The 21,041-nt window shown below is 41.5% G+C and carries 18 protein-coding genes; 2 read left to right on the forward strand and 16 right to left on the reverse strand.

Features of this window, described 5'->3' with window-relative positions; all coding sequences use genetic code 11:
- Positions 1 to 54: 54 nt before the first annotated feature.
- The 7 genes from DW930_RS03670 to DW930_RS03705 all read right to left on the reverse strand — a co-directional run bounded on the left by DW930_RS03670 (position 55) and on the right by DW930_RS03705 (position 7,540).
- Positions 55 to 1,005 (reverse strand): competence protein CoiA family protein, encoded by a 951-nt coding sequence (locus tag DW930_RS03670; protein ID WP_123159350.1) that lies wholly within the window; start codon positions 1,003 to 1,005, stop codon positions 55 to 57.
- 154 nt (positions 1,006 to 1,159) lie between these two features.
- Positions 1,160 to 1,714, reverse strand: a complete 555-nt coding sequence (locus DW930_RS03675; protein WP_123159351.1) for a hypothetical protein — start codon at positions 1,712 to 1,714, stop codon at positions 1,160 to 1,162.
- A 160-nt stretch (positions 1,715 to 1,874) separates the two neighbouring features.
- Positions 1,875 to 2,426, reverse strand: a complete 552-nt coding sequence (locus tag DW930_RS03680) for a hypothetical protein (RefSeq protein WP_123159352.1) — start codon at positions 2,424 to 2,426, stop codon at positions 1,875 to 1,877.
- A 364-nt stretch (positions 2,427 to 2,790) separates the two neighbouring features.
- Entirely contained in the window at positions 2,791 to 4,080 is a 1,290-nt protein-coding gene (locus DW930_RS03690; protein ID WP_123159353.1) for a DUF1958 domain-containing protein, read from the reverse strand.
- An 80-nt stretch (positions 4,081 to 4,160) separates the two neighbouring features.
- Positions 4,161 to 5,324 carry an MFS transporter gene (locus DW930_RS03695; protein ID WP_123159354.1) on the reverse strand — a complete coding sequence of 388 codons (1,164 nt, stop codon included), beginning with the start codon at positions 5,322 to 5,324 and terminating at the stop codon, positions 4,161 to 4,163.
- 72 nt (positions 5,325 to 5,396) lie between these two features.
- The gene (locus DW930_RS03700; RefSeq protein ID WP_123159355.1) at positions 5,397 to 6,731 is read right to left on the reverse strand and encodes a DUF1958 domain-containing protein; all 1,335 of its coding nucleotides are present in this window, start codon (positions 6,729 to 6,731) and stop codon (positions 5,397 to 5,399) included.
- A 107-nt stretch (positions 6,732 to 6,838) separates the two neighbouring features.
- Positions 6,839 to 7,540 (reverse strand): glucosamine-6-phosphate deaminase, encoded by a 702-nt coding sequence (locus DW930_RS03705; protein WP_123159356.1) that lies wholly within the window; start codon positions 7,538 to 7,540, stop codon positions 6,839 to 6,841.
- A 203-nt stretch (positions 7,541 to 7,743) separates the two neighbouring features.
- Here DW930_RS03705 and queA point away from each other — a divergent pair, with 203 nt between their 5' ends.
- Both queA and DW930_RS03715 read left to right on the forward strand, forming a co-directional pair.
- On the forward strand, positions 7,744 to 8,772 hold the full coding sequence (gene queA, locus DW930_RS03710; RefSeq protein WP_023022701.1) for a tRNA preQ1(34) S-adenosylmethionine ribosyltransferase-isomerase QueA: 1,029 nt from the start codon (positions 7,744 to 7,746) through the stop codon (positions 8,770 to 8,772).
- Between the two features lie 12 nt (positions 8,773 to 8,784).
- Positions 8,785 to 9,255, forward strand: coding sequence for an arginine repressor (locus DW930_RS03715; protein WP_006596653.1), 471 nt, complete (start codon positions 8,785 to 8,787; stop codon positions 9,253 to 9,255).
- Positions 9,256 to 9,308: 53 nt separating this feature from the next.
- On the opposite strand, the gene DW930_RS03720 is transcribed toward DW930_RS03715, so the two are convergent.
- The 9 genes from DW930_RS03720 to DW930_RS03760 all read right to left on the reverse strand — a co-directional run bounded on the left by DW930_RS03720 (position 9,309) and on the right by DW930_RS03760 (position 20,955).
- A protein-coding gene (locus DW930_RS03720) for an IS3 family transposase (RefSeq protein WP_123159464.1) occupies positions 9,309 to 10,660 on the reverse strand; the annotation gives its coding sequence in 2 pieces (ribosomal slippage) (positions 9,309 to 10,219 and positions 10,219 to 10,660; 1,353 coding nt in all).
- 86 nt (positions 10,661 to 10,746) lie between these two features.
- The gene (locus DW930_RS03725) at positions 10,747 to 12,087 is read right to left on the reverse strand and encodes a dipeptidase (RefSeq protein WP_117744031.1); all 1,341 of its coding nucleotides are present in this window, start codon (positions 12,085 to 12,087) and stop codon (positions 10,747 to 10,749) included.
- A gap of 17 nt (positions 12,088 to 12,104) precedes the next feature.
- On the reverse strand, positions 12,105 to 13,616 hold the full coding sequence (locus DW930_RS03730) for a YfcC family protein (protein ID WP_117744030.1): 1,512 nt from the start codon (positions 13,614 to 13,616) through the stop codon (positions 12,105 to 12,107).
- 203 nt (positions 13,617 to 13,819) lie between these two features.
- Positions 13,820 to 14,764, reverse strand: a complete 945-nt coding sequence (gene arcC / locus DW930_RS03735) for a carbamate kinase (RefSeq protein ID WP_006596656.1) — start codon at positions 14,762 to 14,764, stop codon at positions 13,820 to 13,822.
- 85 nt (positions 14,765 to 14,849) lie between these two features.
- Positions 14,850 to 15,866, reverse strand: coding sequence for an ornithine carbamoyltransferase (gene argF, locus DW930_RS03740; protein ID WP_006596657.1), 1,017 nt, complete (start codon positions 15,864 to 15,866; stop codon positions 14,850 to 14,852).
- 95 nt (positions 15,867 to 15,961) lie between these two features.
- On the reverse strand, positions 15,962 to 17,191 hold the full coding sequence (gene arcA / locus DW930_RS03745) for an arginine deiminase (RefSeq protein WP_049514063.1): 1,230 nt from the start codon (positions 17,189 to 17,191) through the stop codon (positions 15,962 to 15,964).
- Between the two features lie 266 nt (positions 17,192 to 17,457).
- Complete coding sequence (locus DW930_RS03750) at positions 17,458 to 18,144, reverse strand: Crp/Fnr family transcriptional regulator (protein ID WP_042361014.1); 687 nt, start codon at positions 18,142 to 18,144, stop codon at positions 17,458 to 17,460.
- Between the two features lie 143 nt (positions 18,145 to 18,287).
- The gene (locus DW930_RS03755; protein WP_123159357.1) at positions 18,288 to 19,340 is read right to left on the reverse strand and encodes a serine hydrolase; all 1,053 of its coding nucleotides are present in this window, start codon (positions 19,338 to 19,340) and stop codon (positions 18,288 to 18,290) included.
- Between the two features lie 142 nt (positions 19,341 to 19,482).
- Entirely contained in the window at positions 19,483 to 20,955 is a 1,473-nt protein-coding gene (locus tag DW930_RS03760; protein ID WP_023022682.1) for a helicase HerA-like domain-containing protein, read from the reverse strand.
- Positions 20,956 to 21,041 lie beyond the last annotated feature (86 nt).

Below are 21,041 nucleotides of genomic sequence, written 5' to 3' on the forward strand. Positions count from 1 at the left end.
ATGCTTCTATTCTATCACAATATTACCATTTGGGGGTATTTGATTGACAGAAATTTAAGCTTTCCAGTTCTGATAAAAACGAGGTGAATAAAGAGTCTGCGTCGCTTTCATTCCAGTTGAACGATAGTAGGTCATAAAGTTCTGATAATAGGCTTGCCAGTCTCCCCTAATCTGAATAAAATTCCTAGACTTCAGTGGCCGACACAGGGGATAAAAGGCTTCCAAGTCCAACTCCAGGAGATGCTTTCCTTTCAGATAGAGTTGTTCTTGGAGGGCCATCCACTTAGGATGGCGGTAATACAACTGCTGACGAAGATAGTCCTTAAACTGTCTGTCTAGAGAGACCGTCATTCGTTGCAAACCTTGTTGGGCATAGGGGGTCCGCAAAACATCTAACAAATTCCCACCAAAAAAAGGAAAATGTTGAGTCCGATAATGAAGACGCCCTCGCAAGTCTTGATGGATCAGATAGTGGAGCCGAACTTCCTGTTGCTCTAGATCCAACTCCCAGAGATGAAAGCCCCTATTTTGGCTAAAATAGACAAAACCTTCTTGCAGAGCTGACAGGCTTTTCTTGAGCCATAAGTTTTTCCCTAGCAACCAGTAAACTTGATAACCATGCTTGCGATAGGCATCGCTCCGTTCTTTTAAACGCTCCATGGATAAGGAACTACATTGCACTTCTAAGGCAAGCTTTTGATCTGGAAGGAGAATATCCGCAATCTGTTGGAAAGCCTGCAGAGGACTTTCCACTTCAGCATTGGAGTGTTGCTTGGCCCATTGATAAAGTGCCAGCTTTAACTCCAAATGCTCTGGACTCTCCGTTTCATGATGGAAGGGGCAAGCTTCTAGGTTGACGTGGGCAAAATGCGGACGCATCACAGGCCCTTTCTTTAAGATGACTTCCTTTCCACACAGGAGACAGAAAAAGGGACCCTCCTTTTTCATCGGAACCTTCTCCAAACAATTCCAACGCTGTTGCTTTGCATCAGTTGCAATAAACATATCATCACCTCCACTTATATAATTCGTAATAGGGGATACTTATATAAAGGAGACAGAAAAAAAGGAGGCAAGCTCCTTTTTTAGATATGATCTTATTTACATGTAAAGCGAATGTTCATCCATCCTAGACGAGACTTTACATAACGTCCCCCGCTTATTGATCTGACTCACTCGTTTTCTCGCCTGATGCCGGATCGGGAGTTTCCGATGATGGGGAGGTCCCATTTTCAGATGCTTCAGCTTGTTTTCGAGCCGTTTCAAATTTTTCAACAATGGTTGCACGAGTAGCTTCCGGGACATCGGTGTCTTCAGGCCCTATCGTATCCATGAATTCATTAAAACGGGCCTTGCTCGTTTCCATTTTCTCCTTCAAGTCTTTCAGATAAGTCTCATAGGTCTCTTTTGCAGAGCCCGTGAGGGATGCTCCTGCTTCTTCCGAATGAGCAACTGTTCGGTCCGTCATCAAAGCATAGAGAGCTTTAAAATCCCCCACGGTTCTAGCATTTTCAAGTTCCTCATCTGTATACAAAACAAAAGGAGACTCTGAGGATCCTTTCAAGCTGGTCACTTTCTTGCCCTGAGAAGCGCTAGAAGACTGGGTTGTTTTCTGAACTGACTTTTCACTGGACAAGGTCCCTTCTTGATTCGAGCAGGCTACTAGCCCAAGCGCTCCCAATAAAGCAGTCATTGATAATAGTCTTTTTTTCATTCAATCTCTCCTTTTTATCATTCCACTACCATTCTAGCATCAAGCCAGGTTGCCGTCAATTCATACCTGTCCCTTGATTCTTTAAAAAAAGACCAGAGATCAGTCTATCTCCGGTCTATCGATTTAGCTTTTGACAAAAAGTCCAATGCTACCAATCTATTTATTCATCTGAATCGCTATCTTCATCGTCTGAGTCTTGGTCAACTGGTGACTCTGATGAGTCTTTGGCAGAGTCGCGAGCATCCTTCAACTGTTCAATAAAGGTTTCACGAAACTCTTTTGGAACTTCCGCATTATCATCCCCATAACGCTCAACAGCTTTATTGAAGGCTTCCTTAGTTTGTGCAAGAGTCTCCTTAAGCGTATCTGCTACTTGAGCAAATGACTCTTTGGCACTTTCAGGAAGAGATTCCATCGATTCAGTCATCAGGCGATTGGATTCATCCACGATTTTTGCGAAGCACTTTTTAAAATCACCAACTGTTTTTAATTTTTCAAGCTCTTCGTCTGATGGGAAGATATCATTTGTTGTTTGAGAGCTAGTATTAGAAGAAGTCTTTTCTGCCTTTGATGAGCTGGAAGATTTGCTTGTTACCTTTTCTGTCTTCTCAGTAGATGAAGAAGCTTCGGTTTTTACTTCTTGCTTACCTGAACAAGCCGCAAGCGAAGCAACTGCCAATAAAGCGGTAGTAGATAAAATCAATTTTTTCATTTGATAACTCCTTTAATATTGATTCGAGTCCATTTTACCATCAAATAATTTTACCGTCAAATCAATTACTAGTTCATAATAGTTTGTGAAATAATATCCGAATATGGAGGCCCCCACTGCTCTAGCACTACTTCTCTCCTACCTAAAACTGGTTGTTCAGTTGTTTCACTACAAGAAAAAGGCTGGGACAAAAGTCCTAGCCTCTCAATTGTCTTCGGATTGTCGAGCAAGACGCAGTGACGCAGTGGTTGAGTGGGCTCTACTACGCTGATTTCATCAGCTTTTACAGCCCTACTCAACTGTGCGGAGGTGGGACGACGAAATCGAATTCTAACGAATGACCGATTTCTGTCCCACTCTCTTTTTATTTTCTCTTATATCTTATGTTAAAGAAAATTCTTAGGAAAATGAAGGGAAGGAAGCAAAAAAGCCACATTGGATCCCAGCCTTTTTGACGCGTGCTAGTGGACTTCTGATGGGACGCCTGTACTGCGCTTACAGCCTGTGTTTGCTGAATAGACGGAGAAACAGTTTGCAAGCCATTTGCAATTTGTAGCTGGCCATTTTGAACACTGACCTCTGGATTGGTCCCTCTTTTCACCGTAGCATAGAAAGGTTTTTCTAAGTGATAGGTTTGCCCCTGAATGGTGTGATCCCCCGCCGGCAGCACCTCTTTGTATTCATAATCCTGATAGAGTCTTTCAATCAGGGCATTTCCAATGACGTGGCGCAGACTCTCCGCTATTTCCACATCGTAATGGCCAACTCCCATAATCACTTGAACAAATCGCTGGTTCCCACGGTTAACCGTCAAGGTGTAATTATAATCTGCAGTCGGACTAGATCCAGTCTTCAGACCATCCGCTCCCTTTAGAGAATACCTTCCACCTTCTAAGGAATAATTATAATTCTCATGCGTTTCTTCATAATCTGTACCTTTGAAGAGGGTAATCTTGGCATTTTTGGTGTAGTTAAGGATTTCAGGGAACTCATTGACCATGTGATAGGCCAAAATAGCCATATCTCTCGCTGTTGTTTGGTTAATGGCATTTTGATCATAGCGTGTCGGATTATAGTAGCCATCCAAGACTGCAGTTGGGGCACCATTAGGATTGTTCCACTTGGTATTGGTCATTCCAATTTCCTGGGCCCGCTGGTTCATCAAATCTAAGAATTTATCCGGATCTCCTCCAGACACCTTGTTGGCAATCATGATGGTAGCGGCACTTGAAGAAGGAACAAAAATCATATTTAGGAGGGTCGATACCTTGTATTTAGCACCCGCCACAATCGGACTATTGCTCAACTTCTGATTTTGAGAAATGATCACATCTGTATCTGTGGCGGTAATTAGGGTGTCATAATCCAGTTGCCCTTCTTGAATAGCTCTCAGAAGAACATAGACAGACATCAATTTAGCCATACTACCGGAGTCACGAGGTGCATCAATATTATCTCCATAAACAATCGCTCCTGTGTGAGCATCAACGACAATATCTGCCTTGGGACGGAAAAATTCATCCACCGATGTCCCTGATTTTTCTGTGATCGACATGATATCTTCTTGTTGGTAAAGATCATCCGCCTTTACTAGCAGTGGGGAACATAGGCAAGCAAGGGAAAGTGTCGCAAATAAGGCACGTTTAATCTTCATTCTCTCTCATTTCTTTCATCATCATCGTTCTCCATTATAGCATAAGTCCCCCTATTCAGAAACACTATTTCCTAATCTTTTTACTCCTTCATACTCCCAAAGAGACCCGGAGATTTTCCTTTTGGCATCTTTAAAAAGATACTGAGAAGAAGGACGAGGATCAGGACAAGCGCCAAGAAGTAACTCATCATTGAAAATCCTCCGTGATCCACAAAGAAAGCCGCTATCGGTTGCAATAAAATGGTACCAAGGTAGCGAACTCCCTGCATGAGAGCCATGGCTAAGACTAGATCTTTCTTATCCACCTGTTGGGAGATAAAACGTAAAGAGACCATGATCAACACCATCCCCGTCGTATGTTTGGCCAAAAGAGTGACTAGCACTTTTAAGAAGACAGGACTCGGAAGAGCATAGATGAAATACTGGAGTAGGAGAATCCCTATAGGAAGCAAAATTAGTAGACGCAAGGGCCAATGGTCCATAAAACGGTCCGAGAAAAAGATAAGAGGCGCTTCAACAACGACAGATATAGCCACAACCGTAGATGCGATTTGGACAGGGAGCCCACTATCCATCAAGAGAGCTGGAATATAGGTATGGCCAATATTGCCCACACCTGACACAATCCCCATCAAAAGTAAGAAAAAGAGATAGGGACCATTGTGGAGCAAAGGACGGATCGATACAGCTTCTTTCTGTACCCGATTGGTCTTGTCGATACGAATAGCTCCTAAGGTGAAGAAACTAAGAAGGAGTGTTACCAAAACACAATAGTAAACAGACTGGGGGCTAAGATGAGCATAGAGCCAACCAGCTAGCTGCGCTCCAGCCGCATATCCTAGAGTTCCCCAAACGCGAATTTTTCCAAAAGCATAGGGACTCTGGGTAGCAAAAACTTCCATCATAGGTGCCGTTCCATTTAGACACAGTAAAACCAAGCCATAAAAAATCGTCAACCAAAAGTAGTTAGGGGCCCAGATAAAACCACCCACCCCTGCCATGAGGACGACCAAGCTCAAAGTGGTGATTTTAACAATGCCAAATCGTTCATTGATATAACCAAATAAGGGCTGGGCAAGCATGGATAAGAAAAAGGCAGTTGATACCAAATTAGAGACCTGACTGGCTGAATACTGCCGGCCTATAAGATAGACAGAGATTAAAGTCGTAAAGAGAGCAGTCGACATGAAGTAAAAACTATATAAAAATAAATAAGCAAGATAGGAATTTCGAAATGCTTTCATAAGTTTCCTTTCAATTTTAAACAGAAGAGGCAATGACAAAACCCAACTGGATTTCAGTTGAGTTTTGATCATTTATTTTTTGTAGCGATTCTGAGCCTTGAGCGCACGTTTTTTGCGATGGGCCCTTTCTACATACAGAATCATAGCAAGTATACCAATTGGAACCAGAATAACCAGACTTTCAAGCGGGAAGCGGATGGATTTCTTTGTAGATGGTGCCACAGTACTTTGGGTATCTGATTGATCCACTGCTCCTTCTTTTACTGGAAGTCCATCAGAAATCTTTTCTGATAGGGTCATCAAGCCTGAATCCGCCTCTACCTGTCCATCTTTGACAACTAGTTTTGGATCCTCTTCTCCCTTTTTCACCGTAGCATAGAACGGTTGATCTAGCGTGTAGGTCTTTCCATCAATAGTCTGTACACCCTTGTCCAATAACTTTTTATAACTATAATCTGCAAAAGCTTTTTCGATCAAGGCATTGCCAAATGGATGTCGATAGTATTCACCATCCTGGTCAGACCAATCACCAACTCCCATTACGACGGAGATAATTCGTTGGTCCCCTCGTTTAGCGGTTGCGATGTAGTTAAAGGCACCACGAGGACTCGAACCTGTCTTCAGACCATCTACTCCTTCAAGAGCATATCTAGCTCCTGGCAAAGAATAGTTGTAGGTATCAAAGGTTTCCTCATAAGGAGTTCCTTGTTTAACGGTCACCTTAGCCTGATTGGTGTAGCTAAGGATATCGGGATATTCTTTCACGAAATGATAGACGAGAATAGCCAAGTCTCTTGCAGTTGTTTGGTTGGCTGCATCATTTGGATAGTTATAACTGGTATATAAACCTTGGAAGGTTGAAATGGCCGCACCACTAGGATTGTTCCAAACGGTATTGGTCATCCCCAATTCCTTGGACTTTTCGTTCATCCGCTGAATAAAGGCATCAGCATCATGGTTAGAAAGGAGATTGGCCAACATAATCGTCGCCACATTGGAGGATGGAACAGCAGTCATGGTAATCAATTCAGAGACCGTATAATCCACTCCTGCAACGATGTTATTGTTGGAAATCTCATAGATTTTTGACATAGATTGATCCGCAGCCGTTGCAGTGACAACCGTATCTTTAGTGATTTTCCCCTCTTTCATGGATTCGAAAAGCAGATACAGTGTCATGAGCTTACTCATACTTGCAGGATCCCGCACTTCATCAATATTGTCTCTCCACAAAACATCTCCGGTATTCGCATCGATGACGAGGGAAGACCTTGGTCGGTTATAGGCCTGCACATGATCATTGGGATACATTTTTTGCGCCATATCCACTAGCTCATCCGCTGCGATCGACAAGGGCTGGAGCAAAGATAAGACGACAATTCCTAAAACGAGCAACTTCTTCTTCAAAATATATTTTCCTCAAATATAGAATTTTATCTTATTGTACCATACTTCAAGCTATAAAAAAACCTATCTTCCAGGATAATTCAGATAGGTCTCTCTATTTTAACTGCTTACAGTAGGCTCAAGGCTGCTTGGTCTGCAATAATGACGACATCTGGGTGTCCTTGAAGAGCACTCGCTGGTAAACTCTCTGTTTTTGGACCATTGACCATTCCTGCGATTGCTTGAGCTTTTGATTCGCCATAGGCAAAGAGAATAATGGACTTAGCGGCGAGAATGTTTGCAATCCCCATTGAAATGGCTTGAGTCGGAACATCTTCAATTTTTTCAAAGAAGCGAGAGTTGGCTTCAATCGTTGATTGATCCAAATGGACCAAATGCGTTTGGCTGTCAAATGGTGTACCTGGTTCGTTAAAACCAATGTGGCCATTGCGACCAATCCCTAGAATTTGCAGATCTACTGGATTTTGGGCCAAAATTTCATTGTAATGAGCTGTTTCTTCTTCTGCAGTATCTTCATTTCCTTTTGGAAGATAGCTAACTTTAAAAGGTTTCTCATTGAATAAATTTTCCTGCATAAAGTAACGATAGGATTGAGGATCTTCACCCGTCAAGCCGACATACTCATCCAAGTTGACACTGACCATGTCTGAAAAATCCAAGTCACTTTCTCGAATCAATTTATAAAATTCAAGTGGACTGCTTCCAGTCGCAAGCCCCAGAGTTTTCGCACCTTGTTCTAACTTTTCTTTTAACAGGTCAAAAGCAACCTGTCCTCCTTCAATTTGATTAGCTACTTCAATAACTTTCATGATGAAACCTCCACTTATTTCTTATATTCATTATATGGTATAGACCAATTTTTGTCAAGCGCTTTCTTCATGCTAGACAAGGAATTTTTCACTTCTCTCCGTCAAAATTCAGCTAGTCATTTCCTTTGTTTCACTCTTATTTCATGATATAATGGGGAAGGTTAAATGTAAGAAATAGAAGAATTTAGAAACAAGGAGAGACCATGAATACAAACGACTTTGATTTCCACCTCCCTGAGGAGTTAATTGCGCAAACTCCTCTAGAAAAGCGCGATGCCTCCAAACTACTGATCCTCAATCGCCAAACAGGTCAGATGGAAGACCAGCATTTTGATGCCATTATCAATGAGTTAGAACCAGGGGATGCTTTGGTGATGAACAATACCCGTGTCCTTCCTGCTCGTCTCCATGGGGTCAAACCAGATACAGGGGGACATGTGGAGCTTCTCCTCTTAAAAAATATCGAGGGCGATCAATGGGAGGTTCTTGCTAAACCTGCCAAACGTCTTAAAGAGGGAGGAATTGTCAGTTTTGGAGATGGACGTCTCCAAGCGACTCTCATCAAGAAATTGGAACACGGAGGCTGTATCGTAGAGTTTTCTTATCAAGGGATTTTCCTTGAAGTCCTGGAAAGCCTAGGAGAAATGCCTCTACCACCATACATCCATGAAAAATTAGAAGATCAGGAACGCTACCAGACGGTCTATGCCAAAGAAAATGGATCTGCCGCCGCTCCAACTGCTGGCCTCCATTTTACACCTGAGCTGTTACAAAAAATTGAAGACAAAGGTGTTCATTTGGTTTATCTAACCCTCCATGTCGGACTTGGTACCTTCCGTCCAGTATCCGTTGATGATGTAGACCAGCATGAGATGCACTCTGAGTTTTATCAACTTTCTGAAGAAGCTGCCCAAACTCTTCGACAAGTTAAAGCGAGCGGTCACCGCATCGTAGCCGTTGGGACCACTTCTATCCGAACTTTAGAAACAATTGGAAATAAGTTTAATGGAGAGGTACAAGCAGACTCTGGTTGGACCAATATCTTTATCAAACCAGGCTATCAGTGGCAAGTTGTCGACGCCTTTTCAACCAACTTCCACCTACCAAAATCAACCTTAGTCATGCTCGTTTCTGCCTTCGCAGGTCGGGAATTTACTCTAGAAGCTTATCAGCACGCTATTGACCAAGGCTATCGTTTCTTTAGCTTTGGAGATGCTATGTTTATTAAATAAGGAGATTCCTTTATGAATAAGATTGAAAGTCGCCACCGCCTCATCCGGTCCATTATTTCAGAGAAAAAGATTCGGACCCAGCAGGAATTACAAGACAGCTTAGAAGCTAACGGTATCATCGTGACCCAATCAACCCTCTCAAGAGATGTCAAATCCTTGAATCTGGTAAAAATTAATGAGGGGGATACTTCTTACTATGCTATTAATAGTATCGCACCATCCCGCTGGGAAAACCGACTGCGTTTTTATATGGAGGATGCCCTCGTCATGCTTCGTCCCGTCCAAAACCAAGTGGTGGTGAAAACTCTCCCTGGACTGGCTCAGTCTTTCGGTGCTATCCTAGACGCCCTGGAATTACCACAAATTGTCGCAACCGTCTGCGGAGATGACGTCTGTCTCATCATCTGTGAAGACAATCAAGGTGCCTTGGACTGCTTTGAAAAATTGAAAGAATTTACTCCCCCCTTCTTCTTTAGCAAATAAAAAAAAAGCTTAGATGGTCTGATGTACTGACCCCAAAAAGTTAGACAATTAATTTATCCAAAGGATTTAGTTCTGTATTGCACAGGACTGAGTCCTTTTAGTTTTATCTTAATTCGTTTGTTGTTGTAATAATCAATATAGTCTACAATAGCTTGCTCCAATTGCTCAAGTGAGTGAAAGGTCTTCTCATAACCATAAAACATCTCAGACTTAAGAATGCCAAAGAAGGACTCCATCATGCCATTATCTGGACTGTTTCCTTTACGTGACATGGACGGTTGGATTCCTTTACCCTCTAAAAAATGATGATAATACTGATGTTGATACTGCCATCCTTGATCACTATGGAGAATAGTATTTGTGTAATGATCCTCACTGAAAGCCTGGTTTAACATAGCTTCCACTTGATCTAAGTTTGGTGAAGTTGAAAGATTATAGGCGATAATTTCGCTATTAAAGCCATCTAAAACTGGTGATAAGTAGAGCTTTTGATTACTTGCTGGAATGGCAAATTCTGTCACATCTGTATAGCACTTTTCCATTGGTTTGGTTGCTTCAAATTGGCGTTGAATAAGATTATCTGCTTTCTTACCAATCTCTCCTTGGTAAGAAGAATACTTCCGTTTACGACGAATTCGAGCACTTAAACCAAGGACCTTCATCAGGCGTTGGACTCTTTTGTGATTGACCATATAACCACGATTTCTCAATTCAAGAGTCATTCGGCGATAGCCATAATTTCCTCTGTGCTCAGTAAAAATGGATTGAATTTCAGCTTTAAGATCTTTATCTTTGTCAAGCCTATCCAGTTGCTTCAACTGATAGTAGTAAGTTGAGCGAGGTAAACGAGCCGCTTCAAGAAGTAAATCTAGTCGAAATCCTCCTGAAGCCATTTCTCTAATTGTCTCTGCCTTTCTCGTTGTAAGGCTTCGTCCCTGTCTTCTAGCTCTTTTAACTTTTTTAAGTAAGCCACCTCGGTACGTAAGCGTTCATTCTCTTCTTGGAGTCGCTCTAGTTCTGTCATTTCTTCCCAAGTTTTCTTACGTTTACGTCCCATTTTAGGTACTCTCCCTCTTGTTTTCTCAACAATAGTATACCCGTTTTTCTTGTATTGTGCCATCCAATTTGGAAGCATACCACGATTTGGGAGAGCATATTCGAGAGAAACTCTATCTTGAGACCAGTTTTCATGTAGAACTTTATCAATCATTTCTTGTTTTAATTCAGGAGAGTAGTATCTATTTTTTCCCTTTTTGACGAACTCTATTCCGTAACAATCAATCAATTTAATCATGTACCTAAGATTAGAATTGTTTATCCCAAATTTATTTGAAAGCTGCTCTAAGCTATATCCTTGTTTTCTAAGTTCATAGATCTGAATTTTATCTTTATAAGTCAATTTCATAATAAAAACACCCCAAAAGTTAGATTTTTTCTGTCTAACTTTTGGGGTGCAGTTCACTGACCATCTAAGCTTTTTTCAAATCTATATTAGACTTCTTTGCCTGCTAACCGTCGAATGGTCTCGGCATAAATTTCCATTGCACGATACAAATCATCCAGTTTGGCTCGTTCATTCGCCTGGTGCTCTGTTTGGAGAGCATCAGGGAAGAGGGCCCCATAAGCCACACAATTTTCCATGGTTCGAGCAAAGGTAGCTCCTCCTGAGGACATAGCTGGGGTTTGATCCCCCGTTTCTTCTTGGTAGACCTCCATCAGAGTACTCACCAACGGACTATCTAATGGAACGTACAGTGGAGCTACATAATCAAACTCTTCATACTGAAGTTGATAGCTAGCTGCCACCTCAGTTAATCGCTCTACTAAAGCATCCTTATCTGCTAAGACTGGAATCCGAATATCAATCCCGATCTCAGATCGCTCTTCATCAATAGAGAGGGTCGCAATATTGAAGGAAAGAGCACCACTTGGTTCATCTTTGATTTCACCAAAGAGAGCTGCTCCTGTCGCATCTTCCCCAACAGCATCTGCTATAAAGAGAAGAGCTGGATGAGGCTGGATCAAGGAAAGACTTTCCGCTAAGCCGACAATAGCATTGACACCCTCAGCCGCATCCTTGGAGTGTTTAGACAGTCCAAGAACGGTTACTGCTCCTGCTTCTTCTGTATAGTTCACACCACTTTGCTCGATCACTGGTAAGAGTTCCTCTAAGCGTTCCCCCTTATAAGTTGCCTTATCTGGTACCACGTTAAGGGCACGACCAGCTTGTAAGGGACGATCCTCCCATCCTGGTCCATGGAGCTTCACTTGAAGCAAGCCTTTTTCAGCATAAGTTAATGGGAAAGAGGAATCCGGAGCAAAGCCAAGATCTGCTTTTTCTTCTAGCTGATTGTAGCGGTTCATACAGCGCCAGAGAGTTTCCTCGTCCGTACCAAATATAAAGCGAATCCGTTTGGTAAATACAAGTCCTTGGTCGAGAAGACTCTTAACTGCGTAAAGGGCCGCAAGGGATGGCCCCTTGTCATCTTGTACTCCACGTCCGATCAACCATCCATCTTTCAGAGTCGCCTCAAAAGGTGGCGTCTGCCAATCTTCTAAATCACCGGCTGGAACAACATCCAAGTGACAAAGAACGGCCAGGAGTTCTTCCCCCTGACCGATCTCTGCATATCCATAGTATCCTTCAGGATCTAGATAGGTTTGAAAGCCCATTTCTTGAGCAATTTCTAACGTTTTCTCAAGGACATCTTGGATAGCTTGTCCAAACGGTGTTCCATTTTCGCCTTCGTTTAAAACCGAAGGATAAGAAATGATGGTTTGAAGAGAGGTTAAAAACTGCTCTTTTACATCGTCCTTTATTCTATTTTTCATGAAACACCTACTTTATTCTATTGTAAGAATGGAACCACAGTTCCTAGTAGAAGAAGGGCAATGGTAATCACTACAATCGCTACGACCAATTTACCCATGAATTTCCACCATGCACTCAATTCAACACGTCCAAGAGCAAGAGCTCCCATTACGATACCTGAAGTTGGTGCGATCAAGTTCAAGACACCAGATGCAGATTGGTAAGCTGTAACAATCAAGCTAGCTGGTACATTGACGAATTTACCAAGAGGTGCCATGATACCCATTGTCGCGCTGGCAAGACCAGATGATGATGGAATCAAGAATGACATTGGCAAGTAGAAAATGTAAGTCAAGACAATGAACAATTGAGATGAAAGACCTTTAAGTCCTTCTTCACCCCAGTGAAGAATTGTTGCAGTGATCATACCGTCGTTCATGATGACTTGGATACCACGTGCTACTGCTACGATAATAGCAACACTCAAGAGGTCAGCTGCACCATTCATGAAGGATGAAATGATTTGTTCTTCTTTCAAGCCATAAATGATACCAACAAGGATTCCCATGAAGGCAAAGAGCATAGCTGTTTGAGGGAAATACCAAGTACCAAGAGCATCTGTGTTACCGATCAATTGACCAAGGTAAGGAACTTTATGGAGAGACTCGTTAAAGCTGTCAAAGAATGTAATACCCAAATCTTTGAATGGGATAAATCCAGCAACCATGATGACGAATGTTGAAATGAAGACGAGCAAGACACGTTTTTGTTTCTTGTTCATTTGTGAAGGAATTTCTTCGCCACTATCAACGTTGAAGTGTTTCAAATCTTCTTCACGAGTAGCATAGGTGAGAGATTTGGTTGGGTCTTTTTGAATTCTATCAGCGTAACGGTATACATAGTAGGTGCTAAGGGCTGTCATGACAATCCAGAAGATTAAACGAAGCAAGAGACCTGAAGCACTTGAGATACCTGCAGTATCAGATGCGATAACTGTCGCAAATGGGTTCAAGGTAGATGCCAAACATCCAATCTGTGAACCAAGCAAGATAATGGCTACCCCTGTCAAGCTGTCAAAACCAACAGACATCATAACAGGTACAAGAAGTGGATAGAAGGCCATGGTTTCCTCACCCATACCATAAGTTGTCCCACCAAGGGCAAACAATGGCATTAAGATCAAGATCAACATTTTTTCGCGGCCTTTGTATTTACGAACGATAGAAGCAATCCCTACATCAAGGGTACCTGTTTCGTTCACAACACCAAGGAAACCACCGACCATCAAGATAAAGAAGGCTACGTCAATGGCTGCACTGGTTGGTGCTTTACCAAGCATGGCATTGATTGGGGCCATCAAGACGTCCCAAATCCCTTGAGGATTTTGTTTCACAGCTTCATAACTACCTGCGATGATGGCACCACCATCGTCAACTTTGTATTGACCAGCTGGAATAATCCAAGTTAACACTGCCATAATGGCAATGATGATTAACAATACGGTATAAGATGAAGGCATCTTAAACCCTTTTTTCGCTTTTTCACTCATTTGCTTATCCTCCTAACGCAACAAAGTTTGAGTGACTCTTTCAAAAGGTTTATCTTTTAGAAAGCGCTTACCTATATGTTTATTTTATCATATTTAAGATTAAAAAACTAGTTTTTCCTAATCTTTTTTAGAAAAAACAAGGGGAGAATCTTTATACAAAATCCTGTAAAAATAAGATTTACTCCCCTCCTCATGTGCATGAATTAGTCTTTAACGATAATTGTTCCGCTTTCAGACTCAATCAAAGCGCCAAGGTTTTCAAGTGAAGTGATGACTGCTTTTCCTTCTGGACGACCATTTACAAAGGCGATCGCAGCTTCTACTTTAGGAAGCATGCTTCCTGGTGCAAATTGGTCTTGTTTGATGTACTCTTCCAATTGAGCGACATTGACATGTTCCAATTTTTCTTGATCTGGTTTGTTATAGTTCACAAAGACATAGTCTACACCTGTCAAAACGATGAAGAGGTCTGCTTCTACCAATTCAGCCAAACGTTGGGATGCAAAGTCTTTATCGATAACAGCTTCAACACCAGTCAAGCTGCCATCAGCTTCTTTCACAACTGGAATACCGCCACCACCGGCTGCAACCACTACTTGGCCTGCATTAAACAAGGTACGGATGGTATTAATTTCTTTGATATCTACTGGTTTTGGTGAAGCAACAACTTTACGCCAGCCACGACCAGCATCTTCTTTGAAAGTTGCACCTGATTTTTCAGCTTCTGCTTTTGCTTCTTCTTCAGAGTAGAATGGGCCAATTGGTTTGCTGAGGTTAACAAAAGCTGGGTCGTTCTTATCCACAACGACTTGTGTCACAACTGAAGCCACATCTTTTTCGATGCCTTCTTCAAGAAGGGCGTTTTGAAGAGCATTTTGAAGCCAGAAGCCAATACTTCCTTCAGTCATTGCAACCAATGAATCCAATGGGAACGCTGGGTTCTTTTCAGAATCTGCAGCCAAGTGTTGAAGCAAGAGGTTTCCTACTTGAGGACCATTTCCGTGAGTGACAATCAAGTCATCCCCATTTTTAATCAATTTTACTAAGTGTTTTGCTGTTTCTACAAGTGCTTCTTGTTGAGCTTTTGCAGAAGGATCAGATGAGAGAATGGCATTTCCTCCCAAAGCAACGACGATTTTTCTTGACATAGGTTTTCCCTTTCTATAAAAAATAGGGGCAGGACTAAAGCTAGCAGTCCAGCCCCTATAGCTGTTGGTATACGGTTATAAAGTCTTAAACTTTTGGAATGTACAAGTTACCAAGAGTAGCTGCCATAACCGCTTTGATTGTGTGCATACGGTTTTCAGCTTGGTCAAAGTGGCGAGCATATTTGCTACGGAACACTTCGTCAGTAACTTCCATTTCTTCAACGCCGAATTTTTCAGCAACATCTTTACCATAAACAGTGTTTGTGTCGTGGAAAGCTGGCAAGCAGTGCAAGAAGATCAAGTCTTCGTTATCAGCTTTCTTAACCAATTCCATGTTTACTTGGTAAGGTTTCAAAAGGGCAACGCGTTCTGCAAATTTGTCTTCTTCACCCATAGATACCCAAACGTCAGTGTAAAGTACATCTGCACCTTTCACAGCTTCGTCAGCATCTTCAGTGATCAAGATATGAGCGCCACTTTCTTTTGCGAATCCTTCTGCCAATTCAACAATTTCTTGTTCTGGGAAGAGTTCTTTTGGTGAGAAGATGTGTACGTTCACACCAAGGATAGCACCTGTTACAAGAAGGCTGTTTGCAACGTTGTTACGTCCGTCACCACAGTATACAAGTGTCAAACCTTCCAAACGTCCAAAGTTTTCTTGAACAGTCAAGTAGTCAGCAAGCATTTGAGTTGGGTGCCATTCGTCAGTCAAACCATTCCATACTGGAACACCTGAGAATTCAGCCAATTCTTCAACCATGCGTTGGCTGAAACCACGGAATTCAATACCATCAAACATACGTCCAAGAACTTTTGCAGTATCTTCTGTAGATTCTTTTTTACCAAGTTGGATGTCGTTTGCACCAAGGTATTCTGGGTGAGCACCAAGGTCGATGGCTGCAGTAGTGAAGGCTGCACGAGTACGAGTTGAAGTTTTTTCAAACAAAAGCGCAATGTTTTTACCAGCTAGATAGCGGTGGTCAATGTTGCGTTTTTTAAGGTCTTTCAAGTGAGCTGAAAGTCCGATAAGGTATTCTAACTCTGCACGTGTAAAGTCTTTTTCTGCTAAAAAGCTACGTCCTTGGAATACTGAAGTTGTCATTAATTATCTCCTTTAATTATGCATGATAAGATCCTGTCAATCAGTTTAGAGGGCTCAGTTTAGACACTGAGCCCGTCTAACCTGTAGAAGGATGATTAGATTTCTTCACGTTCGAATGGCATTGACATACAACGAGGTCCACCACGACCGCGAACCAATTCACTTCCGCGGATCTTGATCAAACGAAGTCCGTATTCTTCTAATTTCTTGTTGGTAACAGTGTTACGGTCGTATACTACTACCACACCTGGTGCGATTGTAAGAGTATTTGATCCGTCGTTCCATTGTTCACGCGCAGCAGCAACGACGTTGCCATCTCCACATGGAATCAATGTAACTTTTTCAACACCAAGGTTTTCAGCAAGCAATTCAGCCAAATCACCTTTTTCTTCAACGATCTTCAATTGTTCGTTTTCATAAGTTACAGAGAAGACGCGAAGGTTACCTTGGATTTCTGGGTGGATTGTGAATTTATCGTAGTCCACCATTGTGAATACTGTATCCAAGTGCATGAATTTACGGTTGTTAGCAAATTCGAAGGCCAATACTTTCTTGAAGCCAACGTTCTTCTTGAAGATGTTTACCAACAATTTTTCGATTGATGCAGCATCAGTACGTTGTGAGATACCAACTGCCAATACATCTTTAGAAAGTACCAACTCATCTCCACCTTCGATACGAGTATCTTCTTCACGGTTGTAGACAAGTTCAACTTTTCCACCGTAAACTGGGTGGTATTTGAAGATGTATTTACCATACAAAGTTTCACGGTTACGTGTATCTGCGTACATGTGGTTCAATGATACTGCATTACCAATTGTCGCAAATGGGTCACGTGTGAAGTACAAGTTTGGCATTGGGTCGATAGCAAATGGATAGTCAGATTCAACAAGGTCTGTCAATCCTTTTGCTTCTTCAGGAATTTCTGGAAGTTCAGCTTTTTGAACCCCTGCCATTGTTTTTTCAACCAATTCTTGGTTGTCTTCAATGCTGTGAAGCAATTCACGGATCGCAATTTTTGTTTGGCGTCCACGAATGTTCGCTTCTTCAAGGTATTCTTCGATGAACTGATCGCGAATTTCTGGAGAAGTCAATGACTCAGCAGCCAACTGTTCAAGGTAAAGTACTTCGATTCCTTCGTTACGAAGTGCTTCAGCAAATGCGTCGTGTTCTTTTTGAGCATCTTCCAAGAATGGAATATCATCAAAAAGAAGACGTTCAAGATAGTCAGGCATCAAGTTTTCCAACTCTTTACCTGGACGGTGCAAACAAACTTTTTTCAGTTTTCCAATTTCTGAGAAAACATGAATTGGGTGTGTAGACATCTATAGTCCTCCTTTTTCTTGCGGTTTAGCTTAGCTAATCCCGTTTACAGGTTTTATTTTATCACCAATTGGTACCGCTTTCACAATCAATCTTCCATTACGAATGCCAAGAATCTGACATTTTTTTAAATATCACCCTTGTTTTATGAAAAATGAACCGCTTTCTTTGAATATTTTGCTAAATATATTCTTTTTGCGAGTAAATATTTTTTTATTTGATTTTTGAAACTTTTTAACGTTTTTGACAGAAAATAAAAGAAGCCCTATTAGGCTTCTTCAAAACTATCTAAAAAGAATGGAAGATCTAGAAAGGTTAATTTCTTATGCTTGTACTCGATTCTCTCCTCTTCTAGGAGCTTCTTTAACACTTGATTAACGGTTTCTCTCGTCGTAGCAGCTAATCTAGCCAACTCCTTCATACTCATTGGAAAAGGAATAGTTGGCCCAGACTTTTGATAATCCTTACAGAGTAGAGCTAGGGATTGGATCACACGATCACTGGCACTAGCTGCCACCACATTGCGAAGCCGCAACTCCTGGAATTCCAGAATTTTTGAAAGTTTTCTCGTTATAAAGAGAACTTGTTCCATACTGGACTGAACAATTTCCTCATAAAGCTGAACAGGGATACTGAAATATTTTACCGTTGTCATGGAAGTGGCTGTATAGTGATAAGTTGAATCTGTAAACATACCACCGTATGGGAAGACAGCTCCTTCTTTGATGTAATCCATATACGAGAAGGTGTCAGAAGAGTCAAACTCCTCAATCCGGACATAGCCTTCCACCACTAAAAAGATACGATCGCGTTTATCACCAGCAAAAAATAGGATTTGTCCCTTTGGTATTTCTCTATAATGAAGCTCTACAGCTAATTTATCAAATTTTTCAACTGGAATTTCAGAGAAAGCTGGATGGGATCGAATCAACTGATAATCTTCTTTTGTAATCATTTCTATTCTTTCTTTAGGTTCTTTAGTTATTATATCATATTTATTCACTGACCTCAAAGAATGTCACCAAGATTTTAACCATTAAACCATATTTTGCATAGAAAAAACCTTCCCAAAACTATCTTGGGAAAGGTTCTAATTCCTTAATTGACATTTACACGGTGCCATTCATTGATCACATAGCAGAGTTGACCAAGTAAATGAAGACCGTAACCACTGATCTCCGTACTTTCTGGGGTTGTCCCCCCTAGACCAGCTGTAAAAATTGAGATAAGATAAGGAGTTTGTTCGTAAACAATAGCTTCGACATTGAGGGCTTCCGCTACATAACCAGGTTTTTGCTGAATGACTAAATCTGGTAAATACCGTTTGTAGTATTCATTTGGAAAGGACTCTCCGATTAATTCTAGCAAGGTCCCATACTTTTCTTTGTGGTTCCAAAGATAGTCCAAGACTTGAATATAGTAATCAGATGTCGTTTTGTTTTCAGGACTAATAGTTTTTATTTCTGCACGGGATTTTCCATATTTTTCATACTTCCCATAGACATTGTCCATGCCACCAAAGCGGTCGGCCAAGGCATATGCCGGCGTATTTTCTGAATAGACAAGAGAATAACGTTGCATATCTGGAATCGTCATAGCTCCACCAAAGGCAGCTACATAATTATCATGCTCTCCAAGGTACTCGTAGTAAGTATTGGTAATATCAAATTCATCCGTTAAGTTTAATTTCCCTGCATCGACTTCATCCACGACTAACATATTTAGGGGCAGTTTATAAGTACTTCCCGCTGTCATTGGCTGTAACTCATTCATCGAAAATTGTTGACCTGTCGCAGGATTTTTATAGGTAAAGGTAATTTGGGAAGGATCAATACCATATTCAGCCATGTAGTCTTGTACAACTTCTACCAAGCCTTTATTGGCATAATCATAGACAAGACCCAAATTCTCCATGGTTTCACGATCTTGATCCATGACGGCTTGTTTCTCCTCAGGAGTTTTGACACGAGGAGGTTGGAGGGGTTGCTTCTCTTGCTTGGACCCAGCTGGTTGAGCCGTCGTTCCCTCTTGAGCAAGAGGCGAAGCTGGAGCCTGATGAAGATGAAGGTAAGTTAATGCTCCAACTCCTCCTATACATAGTAAAATTCCCAATACAATCATGATCGATCGAACATTAAATATTTTTTTCATATGAAGTTAATTATAAAAGATTCTCTTTAAAATAACAAGGTATTTCTGAATCAGAAAACGATTTCTTCTGGAAGAAACTTTTTTAGCAATCCCGACTGAATCCTTCCTCCTGTTCCTATGAATCTGTCCCCTTTTGACTGTCTTACTTGCGCTTAAAAGATCCCATAATCAATTTAGCAACTTCACGCGCAATGGTACGGAACAAGGAACTGATAAAGGAATCCTTGGCCTTTTCTATACTAGATTTTCGTGGACGGCCCGGACTCCGTTTTTGGCTAGCCTTCTCTTCTGCAACTCTTGTCTTTTCTTCCGCTTCCCTCTCCTTTTCCTTCTCTTCTCTAGCAGATTTTTCAGTCAATTTTTCATAAGCTGATTCATTGTCTACTCGAACAGCATATTTTTGATGGAAAGGAGAGCTGGTAATCAAGGCCAACTGTTCACTCTCGTTTAACAAATCAAAACTGGATTGTGGAGACAAAATATAGGAGCGCTCAACCACACTTGGTTGCCCCTTTTCATTTAGGAAGGAGACTAGAGCTTCCCCTGTTCCCAACTCCGTCAAGACAGTTTCCGTATCAAACTCTGGGTTTGGTCGGAAACTTTGAGCAGCAACTTTGATAGCCTTCATTTCCTTTGGCGTATAGGCACGCAAAGCATGTTGGACCCGATTCCCAAGCTGTGCCAATACAGACTCAGGCAGATCTTGAGGATTCTGTGTAATAAAGTAGATCCCCACTCCTTTAGACCGGATGAGTCGAACGACTTGCTCAACTTTTTCAAGGAAGAGCTTGCTCGCATCATTAAACAAAAGGTGGGCTTCATCAAAGAAGAAGACAAATTTTGGTTTTTCTAAATCTCCAACTTCTGGCAAGGTTTCGAACAGACGAGATAACATCCAGATAAGGAAGGTAGAATAGAGTTTAGGAGAGTTGAAGAGACGAGTCGCTGATAGAATGTTAATGTAACCTCGTCCACTGCTATCCAATTGCATAAAATCTTGAAGATCCAAGGCTGGCTCTCCGAAGAATTGATCTGCTCCCTCTTGCTCTAGCACTAACAAGCTTCGTTGAATAGCCCCTACTGATTGTTTACTGATATTTCCATACTGAGCGGAATAATCTGAGGCATGGTCATACACTTCCTTCAAAAGACTCTGCAAATCTTTCAAATCAATCAAAGACCAATTTTTTTCTTTGGCCAATTTAAAGACAATGGCCAAAATCCCTGTTTGCGTTTCGTTGAGGTCCAATAAGCGAGCTAGTAAAAGAGACCCCATTCCTTCAATCGTTGCACGGACTGGATGGCCTGCTTGACCAAAGACATCCCATAAACGAACTGGAAAAGCTTGAGGTTCAAAAGGATCTGTAATACCTAGTAGCTTATAGCGCTCTTCCATCTTTGGCGTCCATTGTCCAGCTTTTGCAAGACCTGAAAGATCTCCCTTGATGTCTGCTAGAAACACCGGAATCCCTTGCTGACTTAATTTTTCAGTTATCACTTTTAAGGTCACGGTTTTCCCTGTACCAGTAGCTCCTGCAATTAAACCGTGGCGGTTGAGCATTTTTAGATAAAGTGGCGTATCCACTGCTCCTTTTGTAATCGTAATACTTGTCATTTTCATTCTCCCTTTTGTTAAGGCACAGTTTTTTCAGAAAAAGTGACAAGGCTTCTTCCTTATGTAGGAAGCCTTTCTCCTCATTT

It is taken from the genome of Streptococcus sp. AM43-2AT (genome assembly GCF_003603405.1).
Taxonomy (GTDB): domain Bacteria; phylum Bacillota; class Bacilli; order Lactobacillales; family Streptococcaceae; genus Streptococcus; species Streptococcus ilei.